12 protein-coding genes and 1 other RNA gene are annotated in these 13459 nt (G+C 68.3%); 9 read left to right on the top strand and 4 right to left on the bottom strand.

What is annotated here, in order from left to right:
• Positions 1 to 25 precede the first annotated feature (25 nt).
• Positions 26 to 122, bottom strand: an RNA gene (ffs, locus tag WG902_RS04280) — signal recognition particle sRNA small type.
• 63 nt (positions 123 to 185) lie between these two features.
• Here ffs and dnaX point away from each other — a divergent pair.
• The 5 genes from dnaX to WG902_RS04255 all read left to right on the top strand — a co-directional run bounded on the left by dnaX (position 186) and on the right by WG902_RS04255 (position 4517).
• A complete protein-coding gene (gene dnaX, locus WG902_RS04275; RefSeq protein WP_340058689.1) occupies positions 186 to 2009 on the top strand; it encodes a DNA polymerase III subunit gamma/tau in 1824 nt (607 codons plus the stop codon).
• Between the two features lie 11 nt (positions 2010 to 2020).
• Positions 2021 to 2344 (top strand): YbaB/EbfC family nucleoid-associated protein, encoded by a 324-nt coding sequence (locus WG902_RS04270; protein WP_340058688.1) that lies wholly within the window; start codon positions 2021 to 2023, stop codon positions 2342 to 2344.
• A gap of 13 nt (positions 2345 to 2357) precedes the next feature.
• Positions 2358 to 2951 carry a recombination mediator RecR gene (gene recR / locus WG902_RS04265; RefSeq protein WP_340058687.1) on the top strand — a complete coding sequence of 198 codons (594 nt, stop codon included), beginning with the start codon at positions 2358 to 2360 and terminating at the stop codon, positions 2949 to 2951.
• Positions 2948 to 3361: an MAPEG family protein gene (locus WG902_RS04260; RefSeq protein ID WP_340058686.1), complete on the top strand. Its 414-nt coding sequence runs from the start codon at positions 2948 to 2950 to the stop codon at positions 3359 to 3361. The genes recR and WG902_RS04260 overlap by 4 nt, the downstream gene beginning before the upstream one ends.
• 118 nt (positions 3362 to 3479) lie before the next feature.
• Complete coding sequence (locus tag WG902_RS04255; RefSeq protein WP_340058685.1) at positions 3480 to 4517, top strand: ABC transporter substrate-binding protein; 1038 nt, start codon at positions 3480 to 3482, stop codon at positions 4515 to 4517.
• A 66-nt stretch (positions 4518 to 4583) separates the two neighbouring features.
• Here WG902_RS04255 and WG902_RS04250 read toward each other — a convergent pair whose 3' ends face one another.
• From WG902_RS04250 to gloB, 3 genes are all read right to left on the bottom strand, one after another.
• Positions 4584 to 4994 carry a thrombospondin type 3 repeat-containing protein gene (locus WG902_RS04250; RefSeq protein WP_340058684.1) on the bottom strand — a complete coding sequence of 137 codons (411 nt, stop codon included), beginning with the start codon at positions 4992 to 4994 and terminating at the stop codon, positions 4584 to 4586.
• Positions 4995 to 5165: 171 nt separating this feature from the next.
• Positions 5166 to 6788, bottom strand: coding sequence for a transglycosylase SLT domain-containing protein (locus WG902_RS04245; RefSeq protein WP_340058682.1), 1623 nt, complete (start codon positions 6786 to 6788; stop codon positions 5166 to 5168).
• Positions 6785 to 7558 carry a hydroxyacylglutathione hydrolase gene (gene gloB, locus WG902_RS04240; RefSeq protein ID WP_340058681.1) on the bottom strand — a complete coding sequence of 258 codons (774 nt, stop codon included), beginning with the start codon at positions 7556 to 7558 and terminating at the stop codon, positions 6785 to 6787. Before gloB ends, WG902_RS04245 begins: the two co-directional genes overlap by 4 nt.
• On the opposite strand from gloB, the gene WG902_RS04235 reads away from it, so the two are divergent.
• The 4 genes from WG902_RS04235 to WG902_RS04220 all read left to right on the top strand — a co-directional run bounded on the left by WG902_RS04235 (position 7557) and on the right by WG902_RS04220 (position 13432).
• Entirely contained in the window at positions 7557 to 8342 is a 786-nt protein-coding gene (locus WG902_RS04235) for a class I SAM-dependent methyltransferase (RefSeq protein ID WP_340058680.1), read from the top strand. The two genes, gloB and WG902_RS04235, sit on opposite strands and share 2 nt — an antisense overlap.
• Positions 8339 to 8782 carry a ribonuclease HI gene (gene rnhA, locus WG902_RS04230; RefSeq protein ID WP_340058679.1) on the top strand — a complete coding sequence of 148 codons (444 nt, stop codon included), beginning with the start codon at positions 8339 to 8341 and terminating at the stop codon, positions 8780 to 8782. The genes WG902_RS04235 and rnhA overlap by 4 nt, the downstream gene beginning before the upstream one ends.
• Positions 8783 to 8942: 160 nt before the next feature.
• Entirely contained in the window at positions 8943 to 10253 is a 1311-nt protein-coding gene (locus tag WG902_RS04225; protein WP_340058678.1) for an efflux RND transporter periplasmic adaptor subunit, read from the top strand.
• Between the two features lie 20 nt (positions 10254 to 10273).
• The gene (locus WG902_RS04220) at positions 10274 to 13432 is read left to right on the top strand and encodes an efflux RND transporter permease subunit (RefSeq protein ID WP_340058677.1); all 3159 of its coding nucleotides are present in this window, start codon (positions 10274 to 10276) and stop codon (positions 13430 to 13432) included.
• The last annotated feature ends 27 nt before the right edge of the window (positions 13433 to 13459 follow it).

Below are 13459 nucleotides of genomic sequence, written 5' to 3'. Positions count from 1 at the left end.
CGCACTGCGGGGCCTTTTGAAGATGGTTGACGAGCCTTACCCCCGGCACTGGCTCCACGGTTAGGGCTGCTTGGTTCCCCACCTGACCCGGTTGGCCGCTTCACCATGCGGGGAGGCCCGTCAGGCCGTATTGTAGGCGAGCGGCGTGGCCGAGCTCGGTGTGGGGCCACCGTAGAATCGACCGCATGTCGTACCTCGTGCTCGCCCGCAAGTACCGGCCCCGGACCTTCGGCCAGATGGTGGGCCAGGCGCACGTGGTGCAGGCGCTTTCCAACGCGCTCGACCAGCAGCGGCTGCACCACGCCTACCTGTTCACGGGCACGCGCGGCGTCGGCAAGACCACCGTGGCGCGCATCCTCGCCAAGTCGCTCAACTGCCAGGGCGCCGACGGGCAGGGCGGCATCACTTCCACACCCTGCGGCATCTGCCAGGCCTGCACCGACATCGACTCCGGCCGCTTCGTCGATTACACCGAACTGGACGCGGCGTCCAACCGCGGCGTGGACGAGGTGCAGTCGCTGCTGGAGCAAGCGGTCTACAAGCCGGTGCAGGGGCGCTTCAAGGTCTTCATGATCGACGAAGTGCACATGCTCACCGGGCACGCATTCAACGCGATGCTCAAGACACTGGAGGAGCCGCCGGAATACCTGAAGTTCGTGCTGGCCACGACCGACCCGCAGAAGGTGCCGGTGACGGTGCTGTCACGCTGCCTGCAGTTCAACCTGCGTCCGATGGCGCCCGAGACGGTGCAGGAGCACCTGGCGCACGTGCTCGAGGCCGAAGGCGTGCCCGCCGACGCGCAGGCGCTGCGCCTGCTCTCGCGCGCCGCGCGCGGCTCCATGCGCGATGCGCTGTCGCTGACGGACCAGGCCATCGCGTTCGGCGGCGGCGAGCTGCGCGAACCGGCGGTGCGCGCGATGCTGGGCAGCGTGGACCGCAGCCATGTGTTCCGCCTGGTCGAAGCGCTGGCCCAGGGTGACGGCAAGACCGTGGTCGAGACCTCCGAGGCCTTGCGCCTGCACGGCCTGTCCGCCGGCGCGGCGCTGGAGGAAATGAGCATGGTGCTGCAGCGCATGGCGGTGCAGCAGGCCGTGCCGGACACCGGCGAACCCATCGATGAAGAAGCGGCGACGATCGCGCGCCTGGCGGCGTCGATGCCGGCCGACGAGACGCAGCTGCTGTACAGCATCTGCCTGCATGGGCGGGCGGAGCTGGGGCTGGCGCCGGACGAATACGCGGCGCTGACGATGGTGTTGCTGCGGCTGCTGGCGTTCAAGCCGGGGGCGCAGGAAAAAAAAACTCTGAATGACGGGGTTGCCGGGGTCGCTGCGCGAACCCGGCCTGCGGAATCGGTCGCGCCCGGCAGGCCGGGTTCGCAACGCGACCCCGGCGTTGCTTCTGAACCCCGCAGGCCGGCGGTGAGCGCGCAGCCGAACCCCGGTGCACCGTCACAACCCGCCCCTCCCGGCCACGTGCTGCCTGTCGTCGAACCGCGCCAAACACCGCCGCGCACCGCCGCCCCGGCCCGCGACAGCGGCGACGTCATGGGCGTGCCGGTCCGCGTGCAACCCGAGCCGCTGCGCGAGACACCGTCCCACGCCCCCGCGGTCGTTCCCACCGCCGACGGCGACTTCTGGTCGGCCACCGTGCAGCAACTCGTGCAGCGCGAAGCCATCGTCGCCCTCGTGCGCGAGCTCGCGTTGCAGGCCCAGCTGGTGGGCCGCGACGAAGGCCACTGGATGCTGCGCGTGGAGCGCGAGTCGCTCAACCAGCCGGCCAGCCGCGAGCGGCTGCGCGCCGCATTGCATGCCGCCGGCCACCCCGTCGAGCTCTCGGTGGAAGTCGGCCCGGTGACCGACAGCCCGGCGCGCCGCAACGCGCAGGCCGCGGCGGAGCGGCAGCAAGCCGCGGAGCAGATCATCCTGAGCGATCCGTTCGTGCAGCAGATGCAGCGTGACTTTGGGGCGAAAATCGTCCCGGGCAGTATCAAACCGATCGAGAAACACTAAGCGAGCACACCATGTTCAACAAGGGACAGCTGGCCGGCCTGATGAAACAGGCGCAGGCGATGCAGGACAACCTGAAGAAGGCGCAGGAGGAACTCGCGCACATCGAGGTGAGCGGCGAATCCGGCGCCGGCCTCGTGAAGGTCACCATGACCTGCAAGCACGACGTCAAGCGCGTGACCATCGACCCCAGCCTGCTGGGCGAGGACAAGGACATGCTGGAGGACCTCGTCGCGGCGGCGTTCAACGCCGCCGTGCGCAAGGCGGAAGAAACGTCGGCGGAGAAGATGGGCAAGCTGACGGCCGGCCTGCCGCCCGGCATGAAGCTTCCGTTCTGAGCTTCCCGAGCACTTGGCCGAACCTTCCCTCCAGGCTTTGATCGAGGCGCTGCGGCGCCTGCCCGGCGTGGGCGTCAAGTCCGCCTCGCGCATGGCGTTCCACCTGCTGCAGCACGACCGCGAGGGCGCGCACGTGCTCGCCCGGTCGCTCGAGCAGGCCGCCAGCAACATCCGGCACTGCAGCCAGTGCCACACGTTCACCGAGGACGAGGTGTGCGCCACGTGCCGCAGCCCGCAGCGCGACCGCAGCAAGCTGTGCGTGGTGGAGACGCCGGCCGACCAGGCCGCCGTGGAACGCACGCAGGCCTTCAACGGCCTCTACTTCGTGCTGATGGGCAAGCTGAGTCCGCTCGACGGCATCGGCCCCAAGGACATCGGCCTGGCCAAGCTGTTCGCGCGCGCCACCGAGGGCGAGGTCCAGGAGGTGATCCTGGCCACCAACTTCACCGCGGAAGGCGAGGCCACCGCGCACGTGATCGCCGAGGCCCTGAAGCAGCGCGGGCTGAAGGTGACCCGGCTCGCGCGTGGCGTGCCCGCCGGCAGCGAACTCGAATACGTCGACTTGGGAACCATCGCGCATGCGCTGGTGGACAGGAGGACCCGATGACTTTCGCGCGTTTCACCGTGGCCTACTGGTGCGTGCTCGCCGCGGCGCTGTTGCCGCTCGCGTGCGCGTACCTGGCCAAGTTCCAGGACTTCGGCAAGCCGCGCAGCCAGGGCGGCTACGACAACCACGCACCGCGCGAGTGGCTGGCGCGGCAGGAGGGCTGGAAGGCGCGCGCCAACGCGGCGCAGGCCAACACGTTCGAGGCGCTGCCGTTCTTCTTCGCGGCGGTCATCATCGCGCACCAGCTCGGCGCGCCCCAGACGCTGCTGGACATCCTTGCGCTGCTGTTCGTGACGCTGCGCATCATCTACGCGGCCATGTATGTCGCCGGCATGCCGAAGACGCGGTCGGCCATCTGGGCTGCCGCCTTCCTGGTGAACATCGCCATCCTCCTGAGCGCCTGGCGCTGACCCACGGCGCGCAGGGCCTTGCGCGTTACGTGAAAACCCGCACGGGAGAGTCCCGATGCGGCTGCGCAGCATGGCGCTTAACCTGCGGAACATCCAGAAGAAGATCCAGGGAGGATCCATGCACCCGAGTTCCCTCAGTCGCCGCAGCTTCACGCTGCTGGCCGCTGCCGCAGTGGCCGCCCCTGGCGTGCGTGCGCAAGGGAAGCCGGAAAAAAGCAGGGTCTCCATCGCAGTGGGCGGCAAGGCCGCGTTCTACTACCTCCCCCTGACGATTGCCGAACAGCTGGGGTATTTCAAAGCGGAAGGCCTGGACGTCGAGATCGCCGATCACGCCGGCGGTGCGACGGCGCTGCAGGCGTTGGTGGGAGGCTCCGCCGATGTCGTGAGTGGTGCGTACGAGCACACCATCCACATGCAGGCGAAGAATCTTCTTCTCCAGTCGATCGTGCTGCTGGGCCGCGCGCCGCAGATCGCGATGGGCGTTTCGACCAAGGCCGTTCCCAACTACCGGGGCGTGGCGGACTTGCGCGGCAGGAAGATCGGCGTGTCCGCGGCGGGCTCGTCGACCAACATGGTGGCGAACCTGGTGCTGTCGCGCGGCGGCCTGAAGGCCAGCGACGTCAGCTATGTCGGCGTGGGCACTTCCACCGGGGCGCTGGTCGCGCTGCGCACGGGGCAGGTCGACGCGATGAGCAACACCGATCCCGTGATGACGATGCTCGAGCAGAAGGGCGAAGTGCGCATCATCAGCGATACGCGCACGCTCAAGGGCACGCAGGAGGTATTCGGCGGGCCCATGCCCGCCGGCTGCTTCTACACGCACATCGACTACGTCAAGGCCCATCCCAACACCTGCCAGGCGCTGGCCAACGCGATCGTGCACGCCCTGAAGTGGCTGCAGACGGCCGGCCCCAGCGACATCGTCAAGACGGTGCCCGAAAGCTACCTGCTTGGCGACCGCGCGCTGTACCTGGCTTCGTTCAACAAGGTGCGCGAAGCGATCGCGCTGGACGGCCTGTTGCCCGAAGAGGGCGCCAGGACGGCCGTGAAGGCAGTCGCCAGCATCGACACGGGCATCCGGGCCGACAAGATAGACATCGGGCGCACGTACACCAACGACTTCGCGCGCCGCGCCAAGGAGAAGTTCAAGGCGTGACGGCAAGCCGCAGTCCGAAAAAAGCGGGGCCCGAGGGCCCCGTTCCGATGCGACTGGCGCGGCGCGTTACTTGTTCGGGTTGTACTGGCGAGCATCCTTGCTGTTGCGGATGCCGTCACCATCGCGGTCACGGTCGTAGCGGTTGGCGACACCGTCGCCGTCCTTGTCACCTTGCGGTCCGCGCTCCCACGCGTTGCCCACCATGACCCAGCCGCCATTGCGCTGCACCCACTGCGGTTCCCGATAGACGTAGCCGCTGCGAGCGGCGACGTGGTGGCCCTTGACCCAGACGTACTGGTTGCCGCGCCACACGTAGTGGCCACGGACCCAGACATGGCCGGGACGGGCAGCCGGCGCGACTTCGTGACGCGGCGCGGGCGGCGCCACCCGGACGGTGATGCTTTGGGCCTGGGCCACCGCGCCGAAGCCCATGAGGGCAGCCGCGAAGGCGGCGCTGAGCAGAGTTTTGCGATGCATGGTCATTCTCCTGAAGTGAATGACGTACTGTCGCCCTGAATCCGGCTCGACGGCATCAGCGCACGGCGGGGACGGTGGTCGGAAGTGTCCTGCAGCGGGACTGGCTGCTTACAACTGGACGCGCGCGCTTTACGCGGGAAGCCGGCCATTGTCCCAAAAGGCCCGGGAAGCTCAGCGGATCGGCTTCACCGGGGCCTTGGCGGTGGGCTTCGCGGGCGCCTTGGCGGCGGTCTTCGCGGCCGCAACCGGCTTGGCCGGCGCCTTGGCCATCGCCTTCACCGGCGCGGCGGCGCGGTGCGGCACGGCGTGGGTCGCCGACGTGCGGACCACTGCCTTGTCCGGCACCTTGACCGCGACCGGCGCCCTCGCGGCCACGTGCAGCACGACCTGCTGCCCGGGCTTGAAGGCCGCCGCCGCGGACAGGTTGTTCCATTCGGCCACCTGCGACGCCGGCAGCCTGTAGCGCAGCGCGATGCTCACGACCGTATCGCGCGGGCCGGCCTTGACCACCATGCGCCGCGTGACGATCTCGGGCGCCAGGCTCAGTTGCCCGTTGTCGGCCACGTGGCTGGTGACGTCCGACTGGCTCGCGCTGCCGCGCGGCACGATCAGGACCGAGCCCGACTTGATCAACATGCGCGGCGGGATGCTGTTCACCGCGCGCAGGTCCGCCTCGCTCATGCCGTTGCGGCGGGCGGCCTCGGCCACCGACATGGTGGAGGGCGCGCTCCAGGCTGTCCACGACGCGAACCGGCCCTGGGTGTATTCGGAGAAGTTGCGCTTGAAGACGGTGGCGTTGTCCCATGGCAGCAGGATCTGCGGCGTGCCGGCGGCCAGGATGACCGGCCGGTTGTGCTGCGGGTTCAACGCCTTGAAGTCGTCGACACTGACGTCGGCCAGGCGCGCGGCGAGTTCGACGTCCATGTCGCGTTCCAGCGTGACCGACTGGAAGTAGGGATGGTTCTCGATGTTGGGAAGTTCGGCGCGGAACTGCTCGGGGCTGCTGATGATGTTTTTCACCGCTTGCAGCTTCGGCACGTAGTTGCGCGTCTCGTCCGGCATGCTCAGCTCGGCGTACGAAGTGCCCCGGCCGGCCCGCTGGTTGAACTTGATGGCGCGGCCCACGCTGCCTTCGCCCCAGTTGTAGGCCGCCAGGGCCAGGTGCCAGTCGCCGAACATGCCATGCAGCTTCTGCAGGTAGTCCAGCGCGGCGCGGGTGGAGGCCAGCACGTCCCGGCGGTCGTCCCGGAAGACGTTCTGCCGGAGCTGGAAGTCGTTGCCCGTGGCGGGCATGAACTGCCACATCCCCGCGGCGCGCGCGCTCGACACGGCCTGCGGGTTGAAGGCGCTCTCGATGAAGGGCAGCAAGGCCAGCTCCATCGGCATGTTGCGGCGCTCCAGCTCCTCGACGATGTGGAACAGGTACTTGCGCGAACGGTCGGTCATGCGCAGCATGTAGTCGGGACGCGTGGAATACCACTGTTCGTGTCGCCGCACGAAATCGTCGTCGAGGTTCGGCATCGCGAAGCCCTTGCGGATGCGGCCCCACAGGTCGGCCGGCGGCTCCGTGGACTTGACCCGCTGCGAGCTCACCTCGGACGACTGGATCGCGGACATCGGGCCGGACGGGATCACGGCTTGCTGCTGCGGTTGCTGCGCTGCGGGCTGTGCCTGCGGCGGCTGCCCCTCCCTCGTTTCGACCGTCGCTTCGTGGGTGCCGGGGCCGGTGCCAGTGGTGGCGCAGCCGGCCAGGGCCAGGGCGGCGGTGAGGGCGAGCAGCTTGTACATCGTCATCTGAACTCGTTCTTCCATTGGCGCAAGGCCGCGAAAACCGCGACCTCGTCTTTCACGTCCGCCGCGTTGTACGCGTGGGCCGCCTGCGTGACCGCGGGGATGCGGGTGCGCAGGAAGGGATTGACCTCCCGTTCCGTCGCGATCGTGGAGGGGAGGGTGGGCTCGCCGTGCGAACGCCTGAGCTCGCATTGTTGCCTGTAATGGATCAGCCTGGAATTGGCTGGTTCCACGGCTGTGGCAAATTTCAGGTTTCCGAGGGTGTATTCGTGCGTGCAGCACACCCGGGTATTCCCGGGGAGGGCCGCAAGCTTGGCCAGCGAGTCGTGCATTTGCGCCGCCGTGCCCTCGAACAGGCGGCCGCAGCCGCCGGAAAACAACGTGTCGCCGCAGAAAAGCAGCGGGGAATCGTCGACGTCCCTGGCGTAGTAGGCGATATGGCCTGCCGTGTGGCCGGGAACGTCGATCACTTCGAAGCGCAGCCCGAGCACATCGATGGCATCGCCTTCGGACAGGCGCTGCAACGGCTCGGGGATGCGCTCGCGCGCCGGCCCGAACACGCGCGCGCCCGTCGCATCGCGCACGGCATCGACGCCGCCGACGTGGTCCGGGTGGTGATGCGTGACTAGAATCGCCTCCAGTTGCAAACCGCCCTCTTCGAGCGCGGCGAGCACCGGACCGGCCTCGCCGGGGTCGACGACCAGCGCGCGCCGGCCGTCGTGGAGCAGCCAAAGGTAGTTGTCCTGGAATGCGGGCAGCGGGATCAACTTCATGAGCGAGCGGATTATAGGAATGCAGCAGTGGTTCGAGACGCCGCCCGGCAGGTATTTGCTTGCATGGGAGCGCGCGGAATTCGATCGCGCGGTCGGTGACATCTTCGGCTACCACGCGCTGCAGCTTGGCTTGCCGGAGCTGGACACGCTGCAGGCCAATCGCATGCCGCACAAGTGGCTCGCGCTGCGCGAGCCGGACGCACTCGCCTCCGAAGTGCGCCCGGACATCATCACCGAGTACTCCGCGCTGCCCTTCGAGGAGAACAGCCTCGACCTGGTCGTGCTGCCGCATTCGCTGGAGTTGAACGTCGACCCGCACACCACGCTGCGCGAGGTGGAGCGCGTGCTGGTGCCCGAGGGCAAGGTCGTGGTCTGCTGCCTGAACCCGGCCAGCCTGTGGGGCCTGCGCCAGCGCCGCGCCCATGTCTACCAGCGGCTCGGGTTCGGCGAGCTGTACCTGCCGGATGCCGGCGAGTTCATCGGCTACTGGCGGCTGCGCGACTGGCTGCGGCTGCTCGGATTCGAGGTCGAGACCAGCAGCTTCGGCTGCTGGCGCCCCGCCATGGCCAGCGAGAAATGGCTGGAACGGTATGCCTGGATGGACGGACTGGGCGAGCGCTGGTGGCCGATCTTCGGCGCCGTTTATTTCATCGTCGCGGTCAAGCGCGTGCGCGGCATCAAGTTGCTCGGAACGCCGTGGAAACGGGCCAAGCGCCTCGCCTCCGCGCCGTTGCCGGTGGCCAACCGCAGCCGCGATCGAAGCGAACTCACACCTTTCGAATGAACGAAGTCGAGATCTACACGGACGGGGCCTGCAAGGGCAATCCGGGGCCCGGCGGCTGGGGCGTCCTCATGCGCTCCGGCACCACCCAGAAGGAGTTGTACGGCGGCGAGGCGGGCACCACGAACAACCGGATGGAGCTCACCGCCGTGATCCGCGCGCTGGAAGCCTTGAAGCGGCCCTGCGCGGTGACGCTGTACCTGGACAGCCAGTACGTGCTCAAGGGCATCACGGAGTGGCTGCCGGGCTGGAAGGCCAAGGGCTGGAAGACCGCGAGCAAGCAACCGGTGAAGAACGTGGAACTCTGGCAGCGACTCGACGATCTGCTCCGGCAGGGCGGACACGTGGTGGACTGGCGCTGGGTGCGCGGCCACAACGGGGATCCCGGCAACGAACGGGCCGACGCGCTGGCCAACCTGGGCGTGGCGACCGTGCAGCGGTAAAGAGCCGGTAAAAAAAGGCAGCTGTCGCGGATTTGCCGCACGCTGGAGGCGGGTGCGGGAACCGCTGCCTTACACCAGCTGTTACATTGCGAAATTCGTTCTCGCCACATTTGGCGGGAAGCACTTGCGCGCACCAGATTTGTCCACGGATCAGCACTACATGGCATCCAAGTCCATCTACACCGTCGTTGCGATCGCCGGCATCGCCGTGGCTTCGGGCGCAGCGTGGTGGCTCCAGAAGCCCCGGCAGGCCGAGGGCACCGACGCCGCCGCAACGCCAACGGCGCCGGGACCCGGCCGTGGCAAGGGCGCAGGCACGCCGTCGGCGGCCGGCGGCCCCGGCCGCGCGCCGGCAGTGGAAGTGGCGCGCGTCGAAACGATGCGCATCACCGACGACGCGCAGGCGGTGGGCAGCCTGCGTTCGCGCCAGAGCGTGGTGCTGCGCCCCGAAGTGTCCGGCCGCGTGACGCAGATCAATTTCCGCGACGCCGACCGCGTGCGGCGCGGCCAGCTGCTGGTGCAACTGGACGACGAGCTGCCGATGGCCCTGGTGAAGCAGGCCGAGGCCGAAGTCTCCATCGCGCGCGCCAACCACCGGCGCAACCGGGAACTGGTGGAGGAGAAGTTCATCGCCCAACGCGCCGTGGACGAAAGCGCGGCCAACCTGCAGGTGGCCGATGCCAAGCTGGCCCTGGCCCGGGCGACGCTCGCACGGCTGAAGATCCTGGCGCCTTTCGACGGCGTGGCCGGCATCCGCAGCATCAACGTCGGCGACTACCTCAAGGACGGTGCCGACATCGTCAACATCGAGGACCTCGACGCGCTCTACGTCGACTTTCGCCTGCCGGAGCGCTTCCAGACCAAGGTCAAGCCGGGACAGACCGCGCTGCTGGACGTCGATGCGCTTCCCGGCCAGCGCTTCAGCGCGATGATCCAGGCGATCGACCCGCTGGTGGACGCCAACGGGCGTTCCGTCGGCATCCGCGGCTGCGTGGACAACCGGCACCTGAAACTGCGCCCCGGCATGTTCGCCCGCATCACGCCGGTGTTCGGCGTGCGCGAGGACGCCCGCATGATCCCCGAGGAGGCGATCGTGCCGCAGTCCGGCCGCCAGTTCGTCTACCGGCTGGTGGACGGTCCCGACCAGGACACGCGCATCGCGCAACGCGTCGAGGTCAAGGTCGGCGTGCGCCAGCAGGGCAAGGTGGAGGTCACCCAGGGCCTGGGCGCGGGCGACACGGTGGTGACCGCGGGCCAGCAACGCATCCTGAAGGATGGCACGCCGGTCCGGGTGCTGGATGTCTCCGGCCGGTCCGGCCAGCCCGCCGCCGCCGCCGCGGGTGGACCGCCTGCGGCGACGGCCGCCGCGCCGGAACTGGTCCCCAACTCCCGGGGCAATCCCTGCTCGGTCGCCTCCGGTGCGCCGGGTGGCCGCAGCGCACCGGCCACGCGGCCGGTGCAGGGCGGCTGAGGCCGCAACCAGGAGCATTCATGCAGTTGCCCGAGATCGCCATCCGGCGGCCGGTGTTCGCCACCGTGCTGTCCCTGCTGATCGTGCTGGTCGGCGTGGTCAGCTTCGACCGGCTGTCCGTGCGCGAGTACCCGAAGATCGACGAGCCGGTGGTGACCGTCACCACCCGCTACCCGGGCGCCTCGGCCGAAGTGATCGAGTCGCAGATCTCCAAGCCGCTGGAGGACTCCATCGCCGGCATCGACGCGGTGGACGTGATCACCTCCATCAGCCGTGCCGAGCAGAGCCAGATCTCGGTGCGCTTCCGCCTGGAAAAGGACCCCGACGCCGCCGCCGCCGAAGTGCGCGACCGGACCGCGCGCGTGCGCAACCGCCTGCCGCAGGAAGTGGACGAGCCGGTCATCGCCAAGGTCGAGGCCGATGCCTTTCCCGTCATCTTCCTGACATTCTCCAGCGACACGATGTCGCGGCTGCAGATCAACGACATGGTCAACCGCATCGCCAAGCCGCGGCTGCAGACCGTGACGGGCGTGGCCGACGTGCGCATCTACGGCGAGCGCAAGTACGCCATGCGCGTCTGGCTGGATGCGCAGAAACTGGCCGGCTACCGGCTCGCGTCACAGGACGTCGAAGACGCGATCCGGCGCAGCAACCTGGAGTTGCCGGGCGGCCGGATCGAATCCGCCCAGCGCGAGTTCAGCGTCACCTCCCAGACCGACCTGCTGCGGCCGGAGCAGTTCGCCGACATCACGATCAAGAGCGTCAATGGGTACCCGGTGAAGATCCGCGACGTGGCGCGCGTGGAAGAGGGCGCCGCCGATGAGCGCAGCGCGGTGCGCATCAACGGCCGTGACTCCATCTCGACGGGGGTGATCCGCCAGGCCACCGCCAACCCGCTGGACCTGTCGCGCGGCGTGCGCGAGATGATCCCGAAGCTCAAGCAGGACCTTCCGGGCGACGTGGTGATCGACATCGCCAACGACAACTCGGTCTTCATCGACCGCTCGATCAAGAACGTCTACCGCACCATCATCGAGGCCGTGCTGCTGGTGGCGCTGGTCATCTTCGTCTTCCTGCGCACCTTCCGCGCGTCGATCATCCCCATCGTCACGATCCCGGTCAGCCTGGTGGGCACGTTCGCGCTGATGTCGCTGGCCGGCTTCTCCATCAACACGCTGACGCTGCTGGCGCTGGTGCTGGCCATCGGGCTGGTGGTGGACGACGCCATCGTGATGCTGGAGAACATCTTCCGCCACATCGAGGAGGGGCTGGATCCGTTCTCGGCGTCCATCAAGGGCGCGCGCGAGATCGGCTTCGCGGTCATCACGATGACGATGACGCTGGTGGCCGTGTATGCGCCGCTGGCCTTCACGCCGGGGCGCACCGGCCGGCTGTTCATCGAGTTCGCCCTGGCGCTCGCCGGCGCGGTGGTGGTCTCCGGCTTCGTGGCGCTGACGCTCACGCCCATGATGTGTTCCAAGCTGCTGCGCCACAACCCCAAGCCGAACTGGTTCGACCGGGGCATGGAGAAGGCGCTGACGGGCCTGTCCAACGGTTATGGGCGCCTGCTGCGCTGGATCATCAGTACCGGCTACAAGCCACGCGCCGGCGAACGTGGCGCCGGCGTAAGGGCCCGCCGCATCCTGCTGCAGGCGCGCTGGATCGTCATCGGCGGCATGCTGCTGAGCGCCATCGCCATCTCGTTCGTCTACCCCAGCATGCGTTCGGAACTGTCCCCGATCGAGGACCGCGGCGTGATCTCCTCGAACATCACCTCGCCCGACGGGTCTACCCTGGCCTACACCAACAAGTACGCGCGCGAGCTGGAGCGGCTGGGACAGCAGTATCCCGAGTTCGACCGGATCTTCGCCAACGTGGGCAATCCCTCGGTGTCCCAGGGCAACGTCACCTACCGCACGGTGGACTGGGAGGACCGCAAGCGCAGCACCATCGACCTGGCGCGCGAGCTCGGCCCGAAGATGGCGGCATTGCCCGGCGTGAATGCGTTTCCGATCACGCCGCCTTCGCTGGGGCAGGGTTTCCGCGACCGGCCCATCAACTTCGTGATCCAGACGTCCGACACGTACCAGAACCTCAACCTGGTGGTGGGGCAGATGCTGGCCGAGATGGCCAAGCAGCCCGGCATCCTGCAGCCGGACGTGGACCTGCGCCTGAACAAGCCGGAACTGCGCCTGGACATCGACCGCACGAAGGCGGCGGACCTGGGCGTGCCGGTGGACGCCGTCGCCCGCGCCATCGAGACGATGCTGGGCGGCCGCAACGTCACGCGCTACAAGCGCGACGCGGAGCAGTACGACGTGATCGTGCAGATCCAGTCATCGGGGCGCACCACGCCGGACGACATCGACGGCATCTACGTGCGCGGCCGCAACGACACCGTGCTGCCCTTGTCCGCGCTGGTGAAGATCAGCGAGAACGTCAGCCCGCGCGAACTCAACCACTTCGGCCAGCGCCGCTCCGCCACGATCTCGGCCAACCTGTCGCCGGATTACTCGCTGGGCGAAGCGCTGGCGTACATGGACCAGGCGGCCGCGCGCGTGCTCAAACCCGGCTACACGACCGACCTGAACGGCACCTCGCGCGAATTCCGCAACTCGCAGGGCGCGCTGGCCATCGTCTTCGTGCTGGCGCTGGTGTTCATTTTCCTGGTGCTGGCGGCGCAGTTCGAGAGCTTCGTGGATCCGCTGGTGATCATGTTGGCGGTGCCGCTGTCGATGATCGGCGCGCTGCTGGCGTTGAAGTGGTCGGGCGGATCGCTGAACGTGTACTCGCAGATCGGCCTGATCACGCTGGTGGGCCTGATCACCAAGCACGGCATCCTGATCGTGGAGTTCACCAACCAGCTGCGCGAGCACGGGCTGCAGACGGTGGACGCCATCGTGAAGGCGGCTTCGCAGCGGCTGCGCCCGATCCTGATGACGACCGGCGCAATGGTGCTGGGCGCACTGCCGCTGGCGCTGGCGACCGGCGCCGGCGCCGAGAGCCGCCAGCAGATCGGCTGGGTGATTGTCGGCGGCATGTCGCTGGGCACGCTGCTCACCGTGTTCGTGGTCCCCACCATGTACTCGGTGTTCGCCCGCGGCAAGGTGCCCGGCGCCAATACCGCGCTCGCCAAGGAAACGCCGGTGCCGCACCACGACGATCTCGTGGCGAAGTGACCGTGCGCCAGCACGTTCATCCCCGCG

The organism is Ramlibacter sp. PS3R-8 (assembly GCF_037572435.1).
Lineage (GTDB): Bacteria > Pseudomonadota > Gammaproteobacteria > Burkholderiales > Burkholderiaceae_C > Ramlibacter.
This window is presented reverse-complemented; position numbering and strand designations above follow the sequence as displayed.

Excerpts from the sequence above, each read along its gene's own strand:
- rnhA (WP_340058679.1), top strand. The coding sequence starts at position 8,339 with ATGAACGAAGTCGAGATCTACACGGACGGGGCCTGCAAGGGCAATCCG.
- gloB (WP_340058681.1), bottom strand. The coding sequence starts at position 7,558 with ATGAAGTTGATCCCGCTGCCCGCATTCCAGGACAACTACCTTTGGCTG.
- WG902_RS04260 (WP_340058686.1), top strand. The coding sequence starts at position 2,948 with ATGACTTTCGCGCGTTTCACCGTGGCCTACTGGTGCGTGCTCGCCGCG.
- WG902_RS04270 (WP_340058688.1), top strand. The coding sequence starts at position 2,021 with ATGTTCAACAAGGGACAGCTGGCCGGCCTGATGAAACAGGCGCAGGCG.
- WG902_RS04235 (WP_340058680.1), top strand. The coding sequence starts at position 7,557 with ATGAGCGAGCGGATTATAGGAATGCAGCAGTGGTTCGAGACGCCGCCC.
- dnaX (WP_340058689.1), top strand. The coding sequence starts at position 186 with ATGTCGTACCTCGTGCTCGCCCGCAAGTACCGGCCCCGGACCTTCGGC.
- WG902_RS04220 (WP_340058677.1), top strand. The coding sequence starts at position 10,274 with ATGCAGTTGCCCGAGATCGCCATCCGGCGGCCGGTGTTCGCCACCGTG.
- WG902_RS04250 (WP_340058684.1), bottom strand. The coding sequence starts at position 4,994 with ATGCATCGCAAAACTCTGCTCAGCGCCGCCTTCGCGGCTGCCCTCATG.
- WG902_RS04245 (WP_340058682.1), bottom strand. The coding sequence starts at position 6,788 with ATGACGATGTACAAGCTGCTCGCCCTCACCGCCGCCCTGGCCCTGGCC.
- WG902_RS04255 (WP_340058685.1), top strand. The coding sequence starts at position 3,480 with ATGCACCCGAGTTCCCTCAGTCGCCGCAGCTTCACGCTGCTGGCCGCT.
- WG902_RS04225 (WP_340058678.1), top strand. The coding sequence starts at position 8,943 with ATGGCATCCAAGTCCATCTACACCGTCGTTGCGATCGCCGGCATCGCC.